Source organism: Pusillimonas sp. DMV24BSW_D (assembly GCF_011388195.1).
Classification (GTDB): domain Bacteria; phylum Pseudomonadota; class Gammaproteobacteria; order Burkholderiales; family Burkholderiaceae_B; genus Neopusillimonas; species Neopusillimonas aestuarii.
Genome location: NZ_CP049990.1, coordinates 1,640,045 through 1,658,679, shown reverse-complemented (window position 1 = coordinate 1,658,679; position 18,635 = coordinate 1,640,045). Strand labels below are relative to the sequence as shown.

At 54.1% G+C, this 18,635-nt stretch carries 18 protein-coding genes; 3 read left to right on the top strand and 15 right to left on the bottom strand.

The window, feature by feature from the left end:
- Window positions 1-83: 83 nt before the first annotated feature.
- The 7 genes from acpP to G9Q38_RS08040 all read right to left on the bottom strand — a co-directional run bounded on the left by acpP (window position 84) and on the right by G9Q38_RS08040 (window position 5,111).
- Window positions 84-323: an acyl carrier protein gene (gene acpP, locus G9Q38_RS08070; protein WP_114419768.1), complete on the bottom strand. Its 240-nt coding sequence runs from the start codon at window positions 321-323 to the stop codon at window positions 84-86.
- A gap of 172 nt (window positions 324-495) precedes the next feature.
- Entirely contained in the window at window positions 496-1,236 is a 741-nt protein-coding gene (fabG, locus tag G9Q38_RS08065; protein WP_166129700.1) for a 3-oxoacyl-ACP reductase FabG, read from the bottom strand.
- Window positions 1,233-2,171 carry an ACP S-malonyltransferase gene (gene fabD, locus G9Q38_RS08060; RefSeq protein ID WP_166129698.1) on the bottom strand — a complete coding sequence of 313 codons (939 nt, stop codon included), beginning with the start codon at window positions 2,169-2,171 and terminating at the stop codon, window positions 1,233-1,235. The genes fabG and fabD overlap by 4 nt, the downstream gene beginning before the upstream one ends.
- Before the next feature lie 51 nt (window positions 2,172-2,222).
- Window positions 2,223-3,197: a beta-ketoacyl-ACP synthase III gene (locus tag G9Q38_RS08055; RefSeq protein ID WP_166129695.1), complete on the bottom strand. Its 975-nt coding sequence runs from the start codon at window positions 3,195-3,197 to the stop codon at window positions 2,223-2,225.
- 28 nt (window positions 3,198-3,225) lie between these two features.
- The gene (gene plsX, locus G9Q38_RS08050; RefSeq protein ID WP_166129692.1) at window positions 3,226-4,308 is read right to left on the bottom strand and encodes a phosphate acyltransferase PlsX; all 1,083 of its coding nucleotides are present in this window, start codon (window positions 4,306-4,308) and stop codon (window positions 3,226-3,228) included.
- Between the two features lie 39 nt (window positions 4,309-4,347).
- Window positions 4,348-4,530 (bottom strand): 50S ribosomal protein L32, encoded by a 183-nt coding sequence (gene rpmF, locus G9Q38_RS08045; RefSeq protein WP_114419776.1) that lies wholly within the window; start codon window positions 4,528-4,530, stop codon window positions 4,348-4,350.
- A gap of 50 nt (window positions 4,531-4,580) precedes the next feature.
- The gene (locus G9Q38_RS08040) at window positions 4,581-5,111 is read right to left on the bottom strand and encodes a YceD family protein (RefSeq protein WP_166129690.1); all 531 of its coding nucleotides are present in this window, start codon (window positions 5,109-5,111) and stop codon (window positions 4,581-4,583) included.
- Window positions 5,112-5,197: 86 nt separating this feature from the next.
- Between G9Q38_RS08040 and G9Q38_RS08035 the strand changes: the two genes are divergently transcribed.
- Entirely contained in the window at window positions 5,198-5,782 is a 585-nt protein-coding gene (locus tag G9Q38_RS08035; RefSeq protein ID WP_166129687.1) for a Maf family nucleotide pyrophosphatase, read from the top strand.
- A 2-nt stretch (window positions 5,783-5,784) separates the two neighbouring features.
- Window positions 5,785-6,492 carry an SAM-dependent methyltransferase gene (locus tag G9Q38_RS08030; RefSeq protein WP_166129684.1) on the top strand — a complete coding sequence of 236 codons (708 nt, stop codon included), beginning with the start codon at window positions 5,785-5,787 and terminating at the stop codon, window positions 6,490-6,492.
- A gap of 47 nt (window positions 6,493-6,539) precedes the next feature.
- Here G9Q38_RS08030 and G9Q38_RS08025 read toward each other — a convergent pair whose 3' ends face one another.
- Genes G9Q38_RS08025 through G9Q38_RS08010 form a run of 4 tightly spaced genes read right to left on the bottom strand, consistent with a single transcriptional unit; the run spans window position 6,540 to window position 9,764 of the window.
- Window positions 6,540-7,112, bottom strand: coding sequence for a protein-methionine-sulfoxide reductase heme-binding subunit MsrQ (locus tag G9Q38_RS08025; RefSeq protein ID WP_166129682.1), 573 nt, complete (start codon window positions 7,110-7,112; stop codon window positions 6,540-6,542).
- A gap of 14 nt (window positions 7,113-7,126) precedes the next feature.
- The gene (msrP, locus tag G9Q38_RS08020) at window positions 7,127-8,083 is read right to left on the bottom strand and encodes a protein-methionine-sulfoxide reductase catalytic subunit MsrP (protein WP_166129679.1); all 957 of its coding nucleotides are present in this window, start codon (window positions 8,081-8,083) and stop codon (window positions 7,127-7,129) included.
- 44 nt (window positions 8,084-8,127) lie between these two features.
- Entirely contained in the window at window positions 8,128-8,796 is a 669-nt protein-coding gene (locus G9Q38_RS08015; protein ID WP_166129676.1) for an HAD family hydrolase, read from the bottom strand.
- On the bottom strand, window positions 8,793-9,764 hold the full coding sequence (locus G9Q38_RS08010; protein ID WP_166129673.1) for an RluA family pseudouridine synthase: 972 nt from the start codon (window positions 9,762-9,764) through the stop codon (window positions 8,793-8,795). Before G9Q38_RS08010 ends, G9Q38_RS08015 begins: the two co-directional genes overlap by 4 nt.
- Before the next feature lie 501 nt (window positions 9,765-10,265).
- Here G9Q38_RS08010 and G9Q38_RS08005 point away from each other — a divergent pair.
- On the top strand, window positions 10,266-13,259 hold the full coding sequence (locus tag G9Q38_RS08005; RefSeq protein ID WP_166129670.1) for an Rne/Rng family ribonuclease: 2,994 nt from the start codon (window positions 10,266-10,268) through the stop codon (window positions 13,257-13,259).
- A gap of 73 nt (window positions 13,260-13,332) precedes the next feature.
- On the opposite strand, the gene accD is transcribed toward G9Q38_RS08005, so the two are convergent.
- The 4 genes from accD to G9Q38_RS07985 all read right to left on the bottom strand — a co-directional run bounded on the left by accD (window position 13,333) and on the right by G9Q38_RS07985 (window position 18,631).
- The gene (gene accD / locus G9Q38_RS08000) at window positions 13,333-14,214 is read right to left on the bottom strand and encodes an acetyl-CoA carboxylase, carboxyltransferase subunit beta (protein WP_166129667.1); all 882 of its coding nucleotides are present in this window, start codon (window positions 14,212-14,214) and stop codon (window positions 13,333-13,335) included.
- Window positions 14,215-14,243: 29 nt separating this feature from the next.
- Window positions 14,244-15,080, bottom strand: coding sequence for a tryptophan synthase subunit alpha (trpA, locus tag G9Q38_RS07995; protein ID WP_166129664.1), 837 nt, complete (start codon window positions 15,078-15,080; stop codon window positions 14,244-14,246).
- Entirely contained in the window at window positions 15,077-16,276 is a 1,200-nt protein-coding gene (gene trpB, locus G9Q38_RS07990; RefSeq protein ID WP_166129662.1) for a tryptophan synthase subunit beta, read from the bottom strand. The genes trpA and trpB overlap by 4 nt, the downstream gene beginning before the upstream one ends.
- Before the next feature lie 93 nt (window positions 16,277-16,369).
- Window positions 16,370-18,631: a RelA/SpoT family protein gene (locus G9Q38_RS07985; protein WP_166129659.1), complete on the bottom strand. Its 2,262-nt coding sequence runs from the start codon at window positions 18,629-18,631 to the stop codon at window positions 16,370-16,372.
- Window positions 18,632-18,635 lie beyond the last annotated feature (4 nt).

Below are 18,635 nucleotides of genomic sequence, written 5' to 3'. Positions count from 1 at the left end.
GCCACTGCCACCGCCAATAGACTCTCTAGAAACCGCTCCGACTCGAGTTGCGCTGAGCGCAACTCCGAGCCTTTTTGTTGAAATTATTCTTTGCTGTGCGAGTTGATGTACTCGACGGCTTGTTGAACGGTCGTAATTTTCTCTGCTTCCTCGTCAGGGATTTCAGTTTCGAATTCGTCTTCGAGTGCCATTACGAGCTCGACCATATCGAGCGAATCGGCACCGAGGTCGTCAAGGAAGGAAGATTCGTTTTTGATCTCGGCTTCGTTAACGCCAAGTTGTTCAGCGACGATCTTCTTGACGCGCTGTTCGATGCTTTCCATGCAGTTCTCCAATTAGGGAAAAATTCCCGCGAATTATAGCCAAACGTATTGAATAATAGGAAACGGCTATGACAAAAAAAACAGTGTTTCAATACTTGCCATACACAAAGCTGTACCGGCGACAGCATTGGAACACCTCGTACCAAAACAGGATTTTAACCTGTATGAATCATCACATGTACATCCCGCCATTTACATGAAGCGTTGTACCTGTAATGTAACCTGCCTCGGGCGCTGCCAAAAAAGCCACGGCATTCGCAATATCGGCCGGTGCGCCCAAGCGTCCCAGCGGAATTTGAGATAAAAGTGCCGAAGTTTGCGCTTCACCCAATGCGCGCGTCATGTCAGTTTCAATAAAACCCGGCGCAACGCAATTTACCGTAATATCGCGGCTGCCCAGCTCACGCGCCAGGGCTTTGGTCATCCCGGTAACGCCTGCTTTTGCCGCCGCATAATTTGCCTGACCAGGATTGCCGCTGGCACCGACAACCGAGGTGATATTGATTATCCGCCCCCAACGCGCTTTCATCATGGTTTTGAGCACGCCACGCGATAAACGGAAAACTGCGGAAAGGTTGGTGTTGATCACATCCGACCAATCATCATCCTTCAAACGCATCGCCAGGTTGTCACGTGTAATACCCGCATTATTGACCAAAATGTGCGGCCCGCCTTCATTGGCTCCGATATCCGCCAACAAGGCATCGCACGCAGCGCCGTCTGTTACGTTCAGCACGACCCCGCGCCCACCAAAGTCGGCCAGCATGGCCGAAATGCTATCGGCCCCGCTTTGCGACGTTGCCGTTCCAACCACCTTCGCGCCCCGTGCGGCCAGTTCAAGGGCAATGGCTTTACCAATCCCACGCGTTGCGCCGGTTACCAGCGCAACCTTTCCTTCCAGTTGCTCACTCATGATGCCCCCTTGATGGTTTCCAACACCGAATCCAGCGACGCGGGATCCGTAATCGACAGACCGACAAGATCTCGGTCGATACGTTTGGTAAGACCTGCCAGCACTTTACCCGGCCCACACTCGACAACATGGGTGACACCCTGAGCTTTCATTGCCTGCAATGTCTCGACCCAGCGCACCGGGTGCCAGGCCTGGCGAACCAATGCATCCTTGATGGCTTCAGGCTCCGCAGGAGAGGCCACGTCGACATTGTTGACCAAAGGCACTTGGGGGGGCATTAGGTTGACACCGGCCAATGCGTTCTGAAGCACTTTGGCGGCAGGCTCGAGCAAGCTTGAATGAAAAGGGGCGGAGACAGGCAAAACCAAAGCGCGCTTGGCGCCTGCCTCGCGTGCCCGCTCACACGCGCGTTCCACCGCCGCCTTATGACCGGCAATCACGACTTGGGCCGGCGCGTTGTAATTTACAGCCTCGACCACCTCGTTTTGTGCGGCCTCGGCGCACAATTGGCGAACCTGATCATCATCCAGACCCAAAATCGCCGCCATTCCGCCACTGCCCACCGGCACCGCAGCCTGCATGGCATCAGCACGAACACGCACAAGACGTACGGCGTCGGCCAAAGTAAGCGCGTTAACCGCTGTTAGGGCGGAATACTCACCCAAACTGTGCCCTGCCACCAGGTGCGGCACCGGGCCGCCGGCATCACGCCAGGCACGGTAAACGGCGACAGACGCGCTTAACATCACTGGTTGGGTGTTGGTCGTTAAGTTCAGGTCTTCAGCGGGGCCTTGAGCAATAAGCGCGGCCAGGTCCTGTCCCAGCGCATCAGACGCTTCGGCGAGTGCAGACTGCACAATGGAATTACCTGACCAGGCATCCATCATACCTACGGATTGAGACCCTTGCCCCGGAAATACAAAAGCAACTTTCATGACAATTGAATTGATTTATTTGAACGCGAAATATGGCAAATTTGCGTGATTTTACATGCGGGCAAGCACAGAGCCCCAAGTGAATCCGCCACCCACACCCTGCATGAGTACCACATCCCCTTTTTTGATACGGCCGTCACGGCGAGCGACATCGAGCGCAAGCGGCACACTGGCAGCGGAGGTGTTGGCATGTTGATCGAGTGTGATAACAATTTTTTCTGTTGGAATGCCCAACTTTTTACCCAGGAAGTTAAGGATACGGACATTCGCTTGATGCGGAACCATCCAATCGATATCCGCCAAACTAACGCCGGCCGACCGACAAACATCATGCGCAGACTTTGATAATGCGTTGACCGCCATTTTAAACACGGCCTGACCATCCATTCGCACAAAAGGATCACCCACTACCTGCCCGGCCTCGATACGACCGTTGGCACATAGAATGCCCTGTTGACTGCCGTCGGCATGAAGCTCTGCGGCCAGAATACCCGGCTCATCGGCAGCCTTGAGCACCACTGCGCCCGCGCCATCGCCAAACAGCACACACGTGCGTCGATCGTCCCAATCAAGGATACTGGAAAAGATTTCGGCGCCAATGACCAAAGCGGTACGTGCACGGCCCGCCTGAATAAACGCATCGGCAGTGGTTAACGCGTAAACAAAACCACTACACACGGCCTGCACATCGAATGCCGCTCCCTGACGAATACCCAATTGAGCTTGCACCAGGCATGCCGTACTGGGAAAAATGACGTCAGGCGTTGAGGTAGCCACAATCAGCAAATCGATATCTGCGGGAGCAACCCCCGCATCAGCCATCGCAATTTTTGCCGCCTCAGTAGCCAGCATGCTGGTTTTAACATCCGGGCCGGCGATATGCCGTTGCCGGATACCCGTGCGCTCGGTAATCCATTCATCGGAGGTTTCGACCCCCCGGGTCGCCAACTCAGCGGCCAGATTATCGTTTGACACCACACGAGGCGGCAAATAGCCCCCCGTTCCTGCTATCTTGGCATAAGGCATAGTGAAACCACTTCCATTGGATGGCAGCTTATGCTGCCCGACCCGTTACATCGTTAGACACATTCGCTTGCAGCGACTTGGCTTTGGCAAGGCTTTGGTGCAAGTCATGAATTGCCGTCGTCGTTCCTTCCAGAAGACCGTTATTTACGGCTTCCCTTGCGCGCTGCAAGGCGCAGCCAAAAGCATAAACATCAGCGGAGCCATGGCTTTTAATGACAATGCCCCGCAAACCCAGCAAAGCGGCGCCATTGTAACGGCGGTTATCCACTTTCTTACGAAAACGATTCAACACCGGCGACGCAATCAGCCCCGCCAACATCGACAAAATCCCGCTTTTGAACTCAGCGCGAATCATGGTTGCCACCATACGCGCCAGGCCTTCCATGGACTTCAGAACGACATTACCCACAAAACCATCGCAAACAATGACGTCGACAGTACCCTTGCAAATATCATCGCCTTCGACATTGCCGTAAAAATTCAGACCACTGCCACGCAACAACTCAGCCGCTTGCTTAACGACTTCGTTTCCCTTGATGACTTCTTCACCTATATTCAACAAGCCAACTTTGGGCGCACCAGTGCCGTAAAGTGCACTCACCAGAGCCGTACCCATAATGGCGAACTGCAACAGATGCTGCGCTGAACAATCTACGTTGGCGCCCAAATCGAGAACAGTGGTCGCGCCGCCATGCTGATTGGGAATCGACGCAGCGATTGCCGGTCGATCAATGCCGTCGAGCGTTTTCAACACATAACGGGAAATTGCCATCCAGGCGCCGGTATTCCCAGCGGAAATGCAGGCGTCTGCGACCCCATCTTTGACCGCCTGTGCTGCAACCCGCATGGAAGAATCTTTCTTGCGACGCAAAGCGACCTCGACCGGGTCGTCCATAGCGACGACTTCGGAAGCGGGAAGTATTTGATACCAATCGGCACGGTCGCAACCTAACCGCGCCAACTGAGACTGAATGGCGACGGCGTCGCCAACCAGCAAGAAGGTGGTATCGGGAAAACGTTGCGCAAACTGGTATGAAGCGGTAACCGTAACGGAAACCCCTACATCACCGCCCATACAGTCTACGGCGATTCGAATCTTCTTATGTGGCATTAATTAGGCAACCTGACGACAGATTGCTGAAATACCGGTTTATTCGTCGTTCTTTGTTTTCAGCACTTTACGGCCACGATAGAAACCGTTGGGGCTGATGTGGTGACGAAGATGCAATTCGCCTGTGTTTGGCTCAATCGCGGTGGGAGGCGTGGTAAGAGAATCGTGCGCACGATGCATTCCGCGCTTGGACGAACTCTTTTTATTTTGTTGAACAGCCATGATGACTCCTGGTAAAGGGGTTTTTTACCCCCGGGGTTAATTCAAAACAATCAATTCTTTTTAAGCTGCTCAAGCACCGAGAATGGTGATTGACGCCTGGTTTCCTGTTCCTGGGAAGAGGCAGACCGATCTGCCTGAATTCCGTTATCCGACGGGCACTCGTGATGCTTTGGCACATAGGGCATCGCCAGGATCAGTTCGTCTTCAACAAAGCCTAGCACGCTAAACCGTTTTGACCCAACAATACGCTCGATACCGTCGTCATCAAGATCGTCAGAATCTTGCTCAGCCGGTGTTCGCACCAGCTCAACCCGGTTATCGACGTTAATATTGCAAATAAACGGACGCAGGCAACGCTGGCATTCAAGCATGGGTTCTGCGTGCGCGGTAACGTGCAAAAAGTACCGGCCGGAAGCAGTGTTTTCACCTTCCAGCGTCCAGTTCACAAAGCTTTCACGCTGTGCATCAGGCTGGGCAAGCTGGCCATCCAGCATGCGGGTAAATAACCCAAGAGGCGCCTGACCCTGCAAAAACGACCCCGCCCGCGCAAAACCAAGGGCGTCGATAAGTGAATCACTCACGGGTTGCTCTTTGCCTATTAAAGAAAACATTAGATAATACCGCTTTCACCACTCTTGCGTCAAACCTTCTGGAAGAACCCCGGCCTATGCGTCTGATTCTGGCATCAAGCTCACCTTACCGCCGCGCACTGCTTGAAAGACTGCGGTTGCCATTCGAAACCATTGCACCCGATATCGACGAAACACCCCTGAAAAACGAAAGCCCGATTGAGCTTGCTCTACGGCTGGCGGAGGAGAAAGCAACGATCGTTGCCAAAAGCAACCCAAGTGCCGTCGTCATTGGGTCCGACCAGGTGGCCACCATTAATGGTGTCGCCATCGGCAAACCGGGCAACCATGAGCGCGCAATGAATCAGCTTAAAATGCTAAGCGGCCAGACGGTCATGTTCCACACCGCGCTATGCGTTTCGCACGAAGGGGCAACGGAAACTGAAAATATCGTTACCCATTGCCGCTTCCGGGTGCTGAACGAAGCCGAAATTCATTATTACCTCGACCAGGAAAAACCCTACGACACAGCCGGTAGCGCCAAGGCCGAGTCTCTGGGCATCACCCTGATGGAGCATATTCGTTCGGACGACCCTACCGCCATTATCGGCCTTCCTCTCATTACATTAAGCCGTATGCTGCGCCGGTTTAACATTAATCCTTTGCAACCGGATTCGCCGTAACCATGCCACAGACTCTTCACTTGATCCCTGTCAGCCTGGGGGAAAGCCCCGCATCACGCTGGCTCCCTCTCGAAGCACAAACGACGACGAGCAAACTCGATTACTACATTGCCGAGAACGCCAAAACCGCGCGCGCGTTCTTGAAGTTGATCGGCACCGAAAAGCCAATACAAGACATCACCATCCACGCATTGTCCCGCAACACCGACGCTACGCAAATACGCCAGTGGCTAAAGCAATCAGGCGCAACCGGCGACATCGGCCTGGTATCCGAAGCAGGATGCCCTGCTGTGGCCGACCCCGGCGCACTGGTCGTACAAACAGCTCATGAAATGGGAATACGGGTGGCGCCCTGGACAGGCCCCTCCTCAATCATTCTTGGGCTAATGGCAAGCGGCCTGAATGGGCAGAATTTTGTATTTCATGGCTATGCGCCTGTTGCCCCCGCTGAACGGGCACAACAGCTGCGCGCATGGGAGGCTGCGTCACGCAAAGCCCGGCAAACACAAATATTCATTGAAACACCGTACCGCAACGATGCCATGTTCGAAACTTTGATCCTGACACTTTCCGGATCTACCCGACTCTGTATCGCACGCGCCCTCACCACCGACCATGAATGGATACAAACCCACTCTATCGATGACTGGAAAAAACGGCCTGCCCCGGTTTTACAGAAACAACCCACTTTATTTCTCTTTCAGGCCTGATTCAGCAAATCATGACATGGCAAGCACCGGTGGGTAACAACCGGCCACTATTTATGGTGCCTTAATTGAATAATACGCGGCAGGCACAACAAAAACACCACGGCCAAATAAATCCATACCTCAAAAAAATCGTTTTTACCGGCCCTAACCAGCCAAAAATGCCATATCGACAGCGCAATTGCGGGATAAATACCGTAATGCAAGCGCTTCCAATTGCGCCCGAGGCGACGCATCCAGCCATAAGTAGACGTTAAAGCCAAGGGCGTGAGCAATACAAACGCGACGACCCCCACCGTAATAAACCAGCGTGTCACCACATCGAGCCACATCGCTTCCAAACCAAAACCCTGTTCCCAAAAGGCCCAGCCCAGAAGGTGCAAAATCGAATAAAAATAGGCGAATAAACCTAACATGCGACGATGCTTCAACAAGACCGATATCCGGGCATAGCGGCTTAATGGCGTTGCCAGCAGGACAACACATAATGCCACCAGCGCCCACTCACCAGAAGAGCGAATCAGATATTCGGGCGGGTTCGCGGTTAGCCCCCCGGTTAAACCCAGCCCCACCCACAAAAAAAATGGATACAGGCAGGCAAAAAACATCAACACCGAAATCATTATTATTTGTTAGCTTAGTAATAACGCGACAAATCCATGCCTGAATATAGCGACGCAACCTGCTCGCCGTAGCCATTGAACATTTGGGTGGGCAGCCGAGGGGCAAACAAGCCTCCCGAACCAATACGCCTTTCGGTCGCCTGACTCCACCGTGGATGCGGAACATCAGGGTTCACGTTGGCGTAAAAACCATATTCGTGCGGCGCGATACGGACCCAACTGGTTTCGGGCTGCTTTTCAGTCAGGCGAATATGAACAATAGACTTGCCTGATTTAAAACCGTACTTCCAGGGGATGGCGACACGCACAGGGGCTCCATTGGCAACCGGCAGCGCTTTGCCATACACACCGAACACAAGCAGGGTAAGAGGATTCATCGCCTCATCAAGCCGCAACCCCTCTAGATAAGGCCAGTCGATAATCCGGCTGCGCAGCCCAGGCATCGCGTCGGGTTGCATGTCGGTAATGAATTCCACGTATTTCGCATTACCCGTCGGCTCCACCGCCTTCAACAAAGCTGATAACGGGTAGCCATTCCAGGGTATCACCATCGACCATCCTTCCACACAGCGCATGCGGTATACCCGTTCCTCAAGTGCCGCGAGCTTCAAAAGGTCGTCCAGGTCAAACTCCTGAGGGCGCAAAACTTCGCCATCCACTTTAACTTTCCACGGCTGCAGACGCATGTCCCCGCCATACCGCGCCGGATCCTCCTTGCCGGTACCGAACTCATAAAAATTGTTGTAGGTTGTGACGTCCTCTTCAGGCGTGAGCTTTTCGTCGGCACCAAATTCGGGATTACGTTGGCCGTAACTTATGCCCTCCCGGCCCCAAGCCTGCAGCGGCAAAGACGACAAAACCCCCGCCCCCATCGCCGCTCCAACGCGCTGCAACCACTTTCGGCGCGAGGTCCAGATGTATTCCGGTGTAATTTCAGACGGTGCAATTTGCGGTATCTTGAATCGAGACATTTCACCCACCTTCGTTTTGATTTCACGAAGCCGGGTCACCCCGACTAACGTACTACTGGAACCAGCCGCCCAGACAGCCAGTCGCTCATTTCCTCAACACTGTGAACCAACACAGTCGGCTCCGCGCCAAACAAAGTATCCACATCGTGTGCGCCGTAGCTAACCGCAATACTGTCGATACCCGCGTTATGCGCCATGACAACGTCGTGCGTTGTGTCACCTACCATCACCACCCGATCCGGATCCAGACCCAAACCATGAATAATGTCGAACAACATGGTTGGATCCGGCTTTCCTTTTGCCTCATCGGCACACCGAGTCATGTCAAAATAATGCTGCAGGTTCGACGCCTGCAACACCCGATCAAGCCCGACCCGGCCTTTCCCGGTCGCCACGGCAAGACTGACCCGTTCCTCTTTTAAGCCCGAGAGCACCTCGGGAATCCCTTCAAACAACGGAATCGTTTGATCATTTTGGAAAAAATGATGCTTGTAACGGTCCACAAATGCAGAAAGCTGGTCAGCCGGTAAATCAGGCGCCACATGATAAAGCGCGCTTTCCAATGACAAGCCAATTACCCAGGCGGCCCGCTCACGAGGCGGCACCGGCAGTTGCATATCGGCGCACGCCAACTGAATCGCACTTACAATAGACTGGGTGGAATCCATAATGGTTCCGTCCCAATCAAAAATAACCGCATCATACTGTTTCAAGACATCTGCTCCAGCTCTGTAAGAAGGGCCTGACATGCAGGCGGAAGTGCGGCCTCGAGTTTCAGTATTTCACCGCCGACTGGATGAGGAATATCCAGTTTCCAGGCATGCAGAAACATACGATTGAACCCATGCCGCGAAAAACGGGCCCTGACTTCATCGTGGCCGTATTTGTCGTCCCCCACAATGGGATATCCACTGGCCGCCAGATGTACGCGAATCTGATGTGTCCGCCCGGTTTTCAATTCCGCCTCGACTAACGAAAAGCGACCACCGTAGCGGTGCATCAAATTAATAATCGTGTGTGCCGGCTTTCCCAAGGCATCTACCTTGACACGCCGCTCACCAGATGCGGTCAACCATTTCAACAAAGGTTGGCGCAAATGCTGCCGGTCATTTTGCCAATCGCCCTCCACCAAAGCCAGATAACGTTTGCGCCCCTTCCCTTCACGCATCATTTCATGCAAAGCCACCAGCGCAACCCGCTTTTTCGCAATAATAAGCAAACCAGACGTCTCACGATCAAGACGATGCGCAAGTTCGAGAAACTTGGCTGCCGGGCGGGCGGCACGCAACTGCTCTATGACCCCGAAAGAAACTCCGCTACCACCATGCACGGCAACACCGGCAGGCTTGTCGATAACCAAGAGGGCATCGTCTTCGTAAACAACCGGAAAGCTGGCTGCCGGCGCAGACGGTCGGGCGTTTGGATCGGCCATGCGAAACGGCGGCACGCGAACCGCATCTCCCTCTAGTAGCCGATACTCTGCTTGGCACCGCCCTTTGTTCACTCGAACCTGCCCAGAGCGAATGGCTTTGTAAATATGACTTTTCGGCACCCCTTTGCAGGTTTTCAACAAAAAATTATCAATGCGCTGCCCAGCTTGCTCCGCGCCGATTTGTAACGTTTGAACGACCATATTCATGGTTTGTAAAGATTCCGGTTTGCGCATAGACAAAACAGGCATATAATCTTATTAGCCTATAGAAGCTGAAACCCACCTGCGTAGAGACGAAAGTGTTACGTCTCCGTGGGTCGCGAAAGACCATATTGTACTGCTTACGTGTTTCAGCTTCCGGGCCAATCGGTCGCCGGAGCGTCATGCGTCGGCGCAATAGCAGAAGAAGAAAAAACTGCTTTTGTGTCAGACACTGCGCAAACCGCGTGCGACGTTTTAGTCTTTGCTTCGTTACTCGAAAGTTTTAATGCACCAGATGCGCGCAAACGGCGCATCTGCTGTTCCCAGCAAATTGTTCGTCAACCACGTTAATTATTGTGAATCTGACCTTCCTGCTGCCTGAACCGTGTGCCAAGTGGCAAGTCATTCCTGCCTAACGAAAAAGGTGGACGCCCCCTGACATCGGTCAGCCGGCACTCCTTTTCTTTGCAAAACTAAACGTCTCACACCGAGTGGTCCAAGGTCGTGCGCCAGCCATGTGGCGTGCCATGACTACGGAGAAATACACTCATGAAACGCATGTTGTTCAATGCAACGCACCAAGAAGAGTTGCGCGTTGCCATTGTCGACGGTCAGAAACTCATCGACCTCGACATTGAAACCGCCGGGCGCGAACAGCGCAAAGGCAATATCTACAAAGGGGTCATCACCCGCATCGAACCAGGCCTTGAAGCATGCTTTGTCAGCTATGGCGAAGAACGCCACGGCTTTCTACCCTTCAAGGAAATCGCACGCGGCTACTTTAAAGACGGTGTCGATGTTCGGTCTGCGCGCATCCAGGATGCGGTCTACGAAGGCCAGGAACTGATCGTTCAGGTTGAGAAAGAAGAGCGCGGCAACAAAGGCGCCGCACTGACCACTTTTGTTTCGCTGGCCGGACGCTACCTTGTTCTGATGCCGAACAATCCTCGCGGGGGTGGTGTATCACGCCGGGTGGAAGGCGAAGAGCGCCAGGAACTGCGCGAAGCAATGGATCAGCTCGACGTTCCTCAAGGCATGAGTATCATTGCGCGCACCGCCGGTATTGGCCGAAGCGCAGAAGAATTGCAATGGGACTTATCCTACCTTCTGCAACTCTGGACAGCGATTGACACGGCAGCAAAAGATAATGCGGCCCCAATCCTCATCTACCTAGAGTCCAGCCTGGTTATCCGCGCCATTCGCGACTATTTCTCGCCTGAAATCGGCGAAATTCTGATCGACACTGAAGAAATCGCCGAGCAAGCCACCGCGTTCATGAGCGTGGTTATGCCCGATAACGTCCAGCGGGTTAAGGTTTATAAAGACGACGTCCCGCTTTTCTCACGATTCCAGATCGAACACCAAATTGAAACCGCTTATGCCCGCACGGTACAGTTGCCGTCAGGCGGTGCCGTCGTTATTGATCACACGGAAGCATTGGTGGCAGTCGACGTCAACTCGGCACGGTCAACGCGTGGCGCCGATATCGAAGAAACGGCCATGCGAACCAATCTGGAAGCAGCCGACGAAGTTGCCCGTCAGCTTCGTTTGCGCGACCTTGGCGGCCTGATTGTCATTGACTTCATCGACATGGAAGACAACAAGAATCAGCGTCTTGTTGAACAACGCCTGCGCGATGCCTTGCACTTTGACCGCGCCCGGGTCCAAATGGGCAAAATTTCCCGTTTCGGCCTCATGGAGCTGTCGCGACAGCGGCTGCGCCCTGCATTGAACGAGGGCTCTCACATTACCTGCCCTCGCTGCAACGGCACCGGCGTTATCCGCGACGCAGAGTCCAGTGCACTTCACGTACTGCGCCTGTTGCAAGAAGAAGCCATGAAAGAACACACGGCCGCCTTGCATGCACAGGTACCGGTCGATGTTGCCACGTTCCTGCTGAACGAAAAGCGCGCCGACATCACCAAAATCGAATCGCGCCTGAAGGTTAACCTGGTTCTGATTCCCAACAAGAACCTGGAAACACCTCATCACCACATTGAGCGTTTGCGGCACGACGATCCTCGCCTGGACAATGCCGTCACCAGTTTCCAACTGGTGGAAGCGCCTGACACCGACATTAGCTATCCAGGTAGCAAAGAAACTGATAGCAAGCCACGTCAGGAAGCCATTGTTAAAAGCATTACCCACGCACAGCCGGCGCCGGTAGTAGCGGTAACGGCTCCTACGGCAGTTACCGGAACGATTGCTTCGGGCCAGTCTGCTGCGCAACAGGCAACCAGTTTGTTCAAACGCCTGATGAATTGGCTCAGCGGTACAGGGAGCACCAGTAGTACCCAGGCTGCTTCAACCCCTGAAGCAAGCGAAGAGTCGAAAGAAAAAACTGAACATCGTTCACGGCGGCGCGGCGGACGAGGACGTCGTCGTAACGAAAACGACACGACGGCTGAAAAAACATCTCACCAACAAGGTGGGCGTCGGACGCGACATCGGTCGGAAGAGAACGACTCAAAAGAAACGTCCGATACGGTCGTAGCAAAGGACAACACGTCCGATGACAGCCAAAATGAAGAGCGCACCAGCTCAAATCGACGTGGGCGCCGCGGACGTGGCCGAAACCGGCGTGATCGCAACGACCCCGCGGTTGATCAAAACGCGCAATCAAACAATGACGCTGTCGAAACAACCGATACGCCAACAGCCGCGTCAGACCGGCCACAGGCAAAAGATGCGCAACACAACGTCAACGAGAAAGAAGATCAGAAAGTTGAAGCGGATGACGACAACGCCTCTGCCGAGACGCACGATACCGGTACCGAACGCAAGCGCCGTCGTCGTCGTAGCCGTCGCGGGCGTCGCAGCTCTGCGGAAACCGGAGCAGCAAGCGCCGAGTCGAACACTGATCTCTCAGCGGATCAGAATACGGAAGCACAAACAGCCAAAACCACTTCAGAACCTGTAGCCGTTCCTGCTCCTGTTGCCAATCAAGAACAGGCAGACACCGCCAAACTTGAAGCGGCTGAAGAAACTGCTAATGCCTCTGAGTCAACCGCTCAGGAAACACCAAGGGTTCAAGAAGCGCCAACGGCTCAAGAAGCACCAGCGGTTCAAGAAGAGCCAACGGCTCAGGAAGTACCTGCCGTTGCTCAAGAGGAAACCCCGGCAAATGTTGAACCTGTTGAAGCTGCCAAACCTGAGGCACAGCCTGACGCAGCAAAACAGAACGCGGAAGTCGTTCAAACGGGTGAGGTACTCACCGCCGATACCGAAAACGGAACTGAAGTAACCACAGAAGCAGTCACCGAACCGTCTGAGACAGAGGCGAAAGAGCAACCGCAACAAGTGTCAACCGCAACCCATAAAGCCAACGGCTTGCATCACTCCAAGGTTGCCGATACGGGCTCCTCGCTAAAAGACCTTGTTGCCTCATCGGGGCTGCAGCTGGTGGAGACACGCCCTGATGCTGTCAAGCCTCAAAACAGCACGGCCACTTCAGCATCTGCTTCACTTGGCCGGCCACGTAAATCGGCGGTCGTCATTCACGACGAGCCGTTACAACAAGTCGAAACGAGCGCCAAGCAATAATCCTTTTGAAGCAACAAAAATGGCCGGGAAACTATTTGGTTTTCCGGCCATTTTTTTACTTAATAACTAACGCTCATTCCATACGAGCGATTGCCTCAACGGGTTGACGGGTAAGCAACGCCAGGATATGCGCGAGCTCTTTGCGCATCTCACGACGATCAACCACACAATCAATCGCGCCTTTCTCAAGCAGGAATTCCGCGCGCTGAAAGCCTTCAGGCAGTTTTTCCCTGACTGTTTGTTCAATTACCCGAGGGCCGGCAAAACCAATTAACGCCTTGGGCTCCGCCACCACCACATCGCCCATAAAAGCAAAACTGGCGGATACCCCACCCATTGTCGGGTCGGTAAGAACACTAATAAACGGCAATCCTTCTTGCGACAGGCGCGTGAGCATGGCATTCGTTTTAGCCATTTGCATGAGCGAAAACAAGCTTTCCTGCATGCGCGCACCACCCGAGGCTGCCACACAAATAAACGGGCAGCGTAAACGAATCGCTTCTTGTACGCCTCTAACAAAACGTTCACCCACTACCGAGCCCATTGAGCCACCCATGAACTCGAACTCAAAGCACGACAGCACGACAGGTAATGTAAGAATCCGCCCACTCATGACCACCATTGCCTCAGTTTCACCTGTTTGCCGGGTGGCCTGAGTCACCCTGTCGGGATACTTTTTGGAGTCTTTGAATTTCAAAGGATCGACGGGCCGGGTATTTTCACCGATCTCCACCCGCCCATCCGGGTCGAGCAAAGCATCAATACGCCGGCGCGCGCCGATTCTCATGTGGTGACTGCAATTGGGGCAAACATTCAGCGTTGCCGCCAAGTCGTCTTTATAGAGTACTGATTCGCAGCCCGGACACTTAATCCACAAGCCCTCTGGGACACGCCGCGAACTAGCATCATTATTCCGGTTAATCCGCGGCGGCAGAATTTTGTCAATCCAGCTCATTGTAATTTTCCTGATTGAAGTTTTATTGTTTAACCGAGAGCCTGACGAATCCCCGCCAACCACGCTCCGGCTGCCTTGACTGCGGCCTGATCGGCCTCATGACCATTTGCCTGGGCCACGGCCTCTTCCATGGTTTCAATCAATTTACTGCCAATAATAACGGCGTCGCACACCTGCCCCACACGCTGCGCGCTTTGTGCATCGCGAATGCCAAAGCCCACCCCAATAGGAATGGAAACATGACGGCGAATCGCCTGTACACGTTGCTCAACCTCGGAAAGATCGATGGTGGCAGCGCCGGTTACCCCTTTCAATGACACATAGTACACATATCCGCGCGCGATTTCGGCAACTTTTTGAATTCGCGCATCGGTAGATGTGGGGGCCAATAAAAATATAGGGGCAACGTCGACGTCGTCTAGATAGCGGGCGAACTCAAGCATTTCCTCGGGTGGGTAATCAACAACCAACACGCCGTCTACGCCCACTTCCCGCGCTTTCCGGGCGAACTCAAGCTGCCCGTAACGTTCAACCGGGTTGGCATAACCCATTAACACCACCGGTGTTGTTTTATCACTTTCCCTAAACGCCTGAACCATGTCGAAAACATGGCGCATCCCAACCCCTTTTTCGATGGCACGCTGGGTTGCACGTTGCACTACCGGGCCATCGGCCATCGGATCGGAAAAAGGCACACCTAACTCAATAACGTCGGCACCGGCCGCAACAAGCGCATGCATGAGCGGAACCGTTGCCTGTGGCGAGGGGTCGCCTGCCGTGATGTAGGGGATGAGCGCCGCCCGCCCCTTCGTTCTCGCGAAGGCCGCTGCCAAACGATCGGTTTGGGCTTGTGTTACCTGACTCATAATTTGATTCCGCTCATTTCAGCCACGGTGTGCATATCCTTATCGCCGCGACCGGACAAATTCACCAAAATAATTTGGTCTTTCGACAACGTAGGTGCCAGCTTGACGGCGTGCGCAATGGCATGGGAAGACTCCAGCGCAGGCATGATTCCCTCGGTACGACAGCACTTGTGAAATGCTTCCAACGCCTCGGCATCCGTAATGCCCACATACTCGGCACGCTTCGAATCTTTCAACCAGGCGTGTTCAGGCCCAACACCAGGGTAGTCAAGCCCGGCAGAGATTGAGTGTGTTTCCTGAATCTGTCCATGCTCGTCTTGCATAATATAAGTGCGATTACCGTGCAGAACCCCCACCACTCCGGCATTAAGGGACGCAGCATGGCGACCGGTATCAAGCCCGTCTCCCGCCGCCTCAACACCAATCAGCTTCACATTCGACTCGTTGATATAGGGGTAAAAAATGCCCATGGCGTTGGACCCCCCCCCGACCGACGCCAACACGTAATCCGGCTGACGACCCGCGTACTCCGGCATTTGTGCAAGACACTCAGTGCCGATAACAGATTGGAAATCGCGTACCATCGCAGGGTAAGGATGCGGCCCCGCAACCGTTCCGATGATGTAAAAGGTGTTTTCGACGTTGGTCACCCAATCGCGCATGGCTTCATTCAAAGCATCTTTCAATGTGCGCGAGCCGGACTCTACCGGCACGACTGTGGCGCCCAGCAGCTTCATGCGATATACGTTGGACGCTTGACGTCGGACATCTTCACTGCCCATATATACAACGCACTCAAGACCATAACGCGCTGCTACGGTTGCCGTGGCCACGCCATGCTGCCCTGCTCCGGTTTCGGCAATGATGCGAGGCTTGCCCATACGTCGGGCCAACAATATCTGCCCAATGCAGTTGTTGATTTTGTGCGCCCCCGTGTGGTTAAGGTCTTCACGCTTGAACCAGATTTGGGCGCCCCCGAGCTCTTCCGACCATCGCTTGGCGTGATACACCGGACTGGGCCGCCCCACGAAATGCTTTAGCTCGTAATCGAACTCACGCAGAAAGTCGGGATCTTCTTTGAATTTGTCATAGGCCTGACGCAACTCGTCGAGTGCGTGCACCAGGGTTTCGGCAACAAACGAACCACCGTAGGGCCCGAAATGCCCTTTTTCGTCTGGGAACTGATAAGGTTTCAAGGAATAACTCTCTGGTTGGGCCGGTATTAGCGGCTTAATAACAACTTAGGGCCATTTTAACAGCGACCGAACTTTCCCGCGGAACGCACGCAGTTACAAGCGGGTCGCGCTAAAGCCTGGAATTTCATTCAGGGCGGTCAGGGCGCGGGTGATTTGATCACCATTTTGCACTTCAACGGTAAAAATCATATGGGCCAACGAACGACGGCTTTGCGTATTGACACCAATTACATTTAAGCGAAGACGACCGAAAACATCGGTAATATCTCGCAAAAGATTCAGTCGATCCGGGGCATGAATACTCACGGCAACCGGATAGACGCGATCCTGGGTGTCGCCCCAACTCACCTCAATGATACGCTCCGGGTGCTTGATGGCGAGTGCCGAGAATGCCTGGCAGTCGGACCGATGAATCGATACACCGCGCCCTCTTGTAACGAACCCGCGAATATCATCGGGTGGAGCCGGGCGGCAACAGCGTGCCAACTGTGTCATGAGTGAGTCAACGCCCACAACCAGCACACCGCTCTTACCCGACCGGGTCACGTTATCCGCCGCGCCTTCCAGTTGAAGTCGCCCAGGCCCAACAGGTGTGGTTTCGCTTACGCTCCCATCACGTTCCTGACGAAAATGTTGATCAATATGGCGCAGGCTGAATTCATCTTTCGCCACAGCAACATACAGATCATCAGCACGGGCGAAACCCAATTGGTCTGCCAACTGCTCCAGGTTGACAGCGGTTTTGCCAAGTCGCTGCAACTCGCGCTCAACCAGTGCATGCCCCTGAGCAATACGTTCCTGTAGCTCAATGGCATTAAACCAGGCCCTGACCTTGGCGCGAGAACGGTTGCTGGCCAGATAACCCAGTTGCGTGTTCAGCCAATCGCGCGACGGCCCCCCCGACTTTGCCGTAATGATTTCAACGGTTTGGCCGGTTTGCAGATTTGTCAGCAGTGGCACCATCTGGCCATCCACCCGGGCTCCGCGGCAGCGATGGCCCAAATCAGTATGCAACGCATAAGCAAAATCAACCGGTGTAGCGCCGGCCGGCAACTCAATAACACGCGCCTGCGGCGTTAAAACGTAGATTCGCTCATCTGCCACAGTTTTTGCAGCGCTTGCGGCCGAACTTCTGCCTGGCGAAGCTTCTTTGGGGGACGCGTCGTCGGCTTTGCCCCAGGACAAAAGCTGACGCATCCAGGCCACTTTACGGTCGTACTCCGAGGCGGCAACCTGCGTTCCACCTTTAGGGCCGGCCTCTTTATAACGCCAATGCGCGGCCATACCGTATTCAGCAAACTGATGCATCTCGTGGGTACGAATCTGCACTTCGAAAGGCTTGCCATCGGCATCTGCAACAACCGTATGCAAAGATCGGTAACCATTCGGCTTGGGCCTCGAAATGTAATCATCAAATTCTTCGCTGATCGGACTCCACATGGAATGCACCAGGGCAAGCGCTGCATAGCAGTCGCGCTCATCATTAACAATCACCCGCAATGCACGCAAATCGTACAGTTGCCCGAAAGACAACTGTTTGTTGCGCATCTTGTTCCAGATGCTGTAGATGTGTTTGGGTCGCCCCGACACATCGGCCTGCACCCCCTCGTTTTGCAACGCCTGCCTAAGCCGGCTTACTACCCGGTCAATGAACTGCTCGCGCTCAACCCGCTTTTCCTCCAGTTCCTTGGCAATCATTTTGTACGTTTCCGGCTGCAAAAAGCGAAAAGCCAAATCCTCAATTTCCCACTTTAATTGCCAAATTCCGAGGCGGTTAGCCAACGGCGCATACAACTCCATGGTTTCCTGGGCCAGGTTCGGAGGACATACTGTTTTGGAGCTAGCGTGCCAACGCAACGTTTGCAACCGGGAAGCCAGGCGCAGCAGAACGATTCGCAAATCGGCCGCCATGGCAAGCAACATTTTGCGCTGCAGCTCTCTTTGATCTACACCGGTTCGTGGGTCATCAGTATTAAGCCTGGCCATCCTGCTCATACCAAGCAGCTTTCGGGCTCCCTGCACCAAAGACGCGATCTCGCTGCCAAATTTCTTTACCAGTGGATCTTTACGCCCCGTTAAAAAAGTGTCTTCCGACGAAATAGGCGCAAGCACCGCACTTGCACGCGTTGCCGCATCGGCTTTCATTTCCGCCAGAATACAAACTACGGCCGCGGCATGCGTATCCAATGGCTCACCAGTGCTGGCACGCTGCCCTTCAAGTAAAGGTTGGGCGGTGCGCACAGCCTGAACCAGTAGCGCATGCCCCGGGGGATCAAGACCTTCAGCTGCTTGTGCCAGCCAAACAGCGTTGAATGGCGCTTGCAGCCCAGCGGTGTCACCAGACTCAGACGTCACGCTT

What these genes read in the sequence shown, in the direction of transcription:
- acpP (WP_114419768.1), bottom strand. Translation starts at nt 323, where the DNA reads ATGGAAAGCATCGAACAGCGCGTCAAGAAGATCGTCGCTGAACAACTT.
- fabG (WP_166129700.1), bottom strand. Translation starts at nt 1,236, where the DNA reads ATGAGTGAGCAACTGGAAGGAAAGGTTGCGCTGGTAACCGGCGCAACG.
- fabD (WP_166129698.1), bottom strand. Translation starts at nt 2,171, where the DNA reads ATGAAAGTTGCTTTTGTATTTCCGGGGCAAGGGTCTCAATCCGTAGGT.
- G9Q38_RS08055 (WP_166129695.1), bottom strand. Translation starts at nt 3,197, where the DNA reads ATGCCTTATGCCAAGATAGCAGGAACGGGGGGCTATTTGCCGCCTCGT.
- plsX (WP_166129692.1), bottom strand. Translation starts at nt 4,308, where the DNA reads ATGCCACATAAGAAGATTCGAATCGCCGTAGACTGTATGGGCGGTGAT.
- rpmF (WP_114419776.1), bottom strand. Translation starts at nt 4,530, where the DNA reads ATGGCTGTTCAACAAAATAAAAAGAGTTCGTCCAAGCGCGGAATGCAT.
- G9Q38_RS08035 (WP_166129687.1), top strand. Translation starts at nt 5,198, where the DNA reads ATGCGTCTGATTCTGGCATCAAGCTCACCTTACCGCCGCGCACTGCTT.
- G9Q38_RS08030 (WP_166129684.1), top strand. Translation starts at nt 5,785, where the DNA reads ATGCCACAGACTCTTCACTTGATCCCTGTCAGCCTGGGGGAAAGCCCC.
- G9Q38_RS08025 (WP_166129682.1), bottom strand. Translation starts at nt 7,112, where the DNA reads ATGATTTCGGTGTTGATGTTTTTTGCCTGCCTGTATCCATTTTTTTTG.
- msrP (WP_166129679.1), bottom strand. Translation starts at nt 8,083, where the DNA reads ATGTCTCGATTCAAGATACCGCAAATTGCACCGTCTGAAATTACACCG.
- G9Q38_RS08010 (WP_166129673.1), bottom strand. Translation starts at nt 9,764, where the DNA reads ATGCCTGTTTTGTCTATGCGCAAACCGGAATCTTTACAAACCATGAAT.
- G9Q38_RS08005 (WP_166129670.1), top strand. Translation starts at nt 10,266, where the DNA reads ATGAAACGCATGTTGTTCAATGCAACGCACCAAGAAGAGTTGCGCGTT.
- accD (WP_166129667.1), bottom strand. Translation starts at nt 14,214, where the DNA reads ATGAGCTGGATTGACAAAATTCTGCCGCCGCGGATTAACCGGAATAAT.
- trpA (WP_166129664.1), bottom strand. Translation starts at nt 15,080, where the DNA reads ATGAGTCAGGTAACACAAGCCCAAACCGATCGTTTGGCAGCGGCCTTC.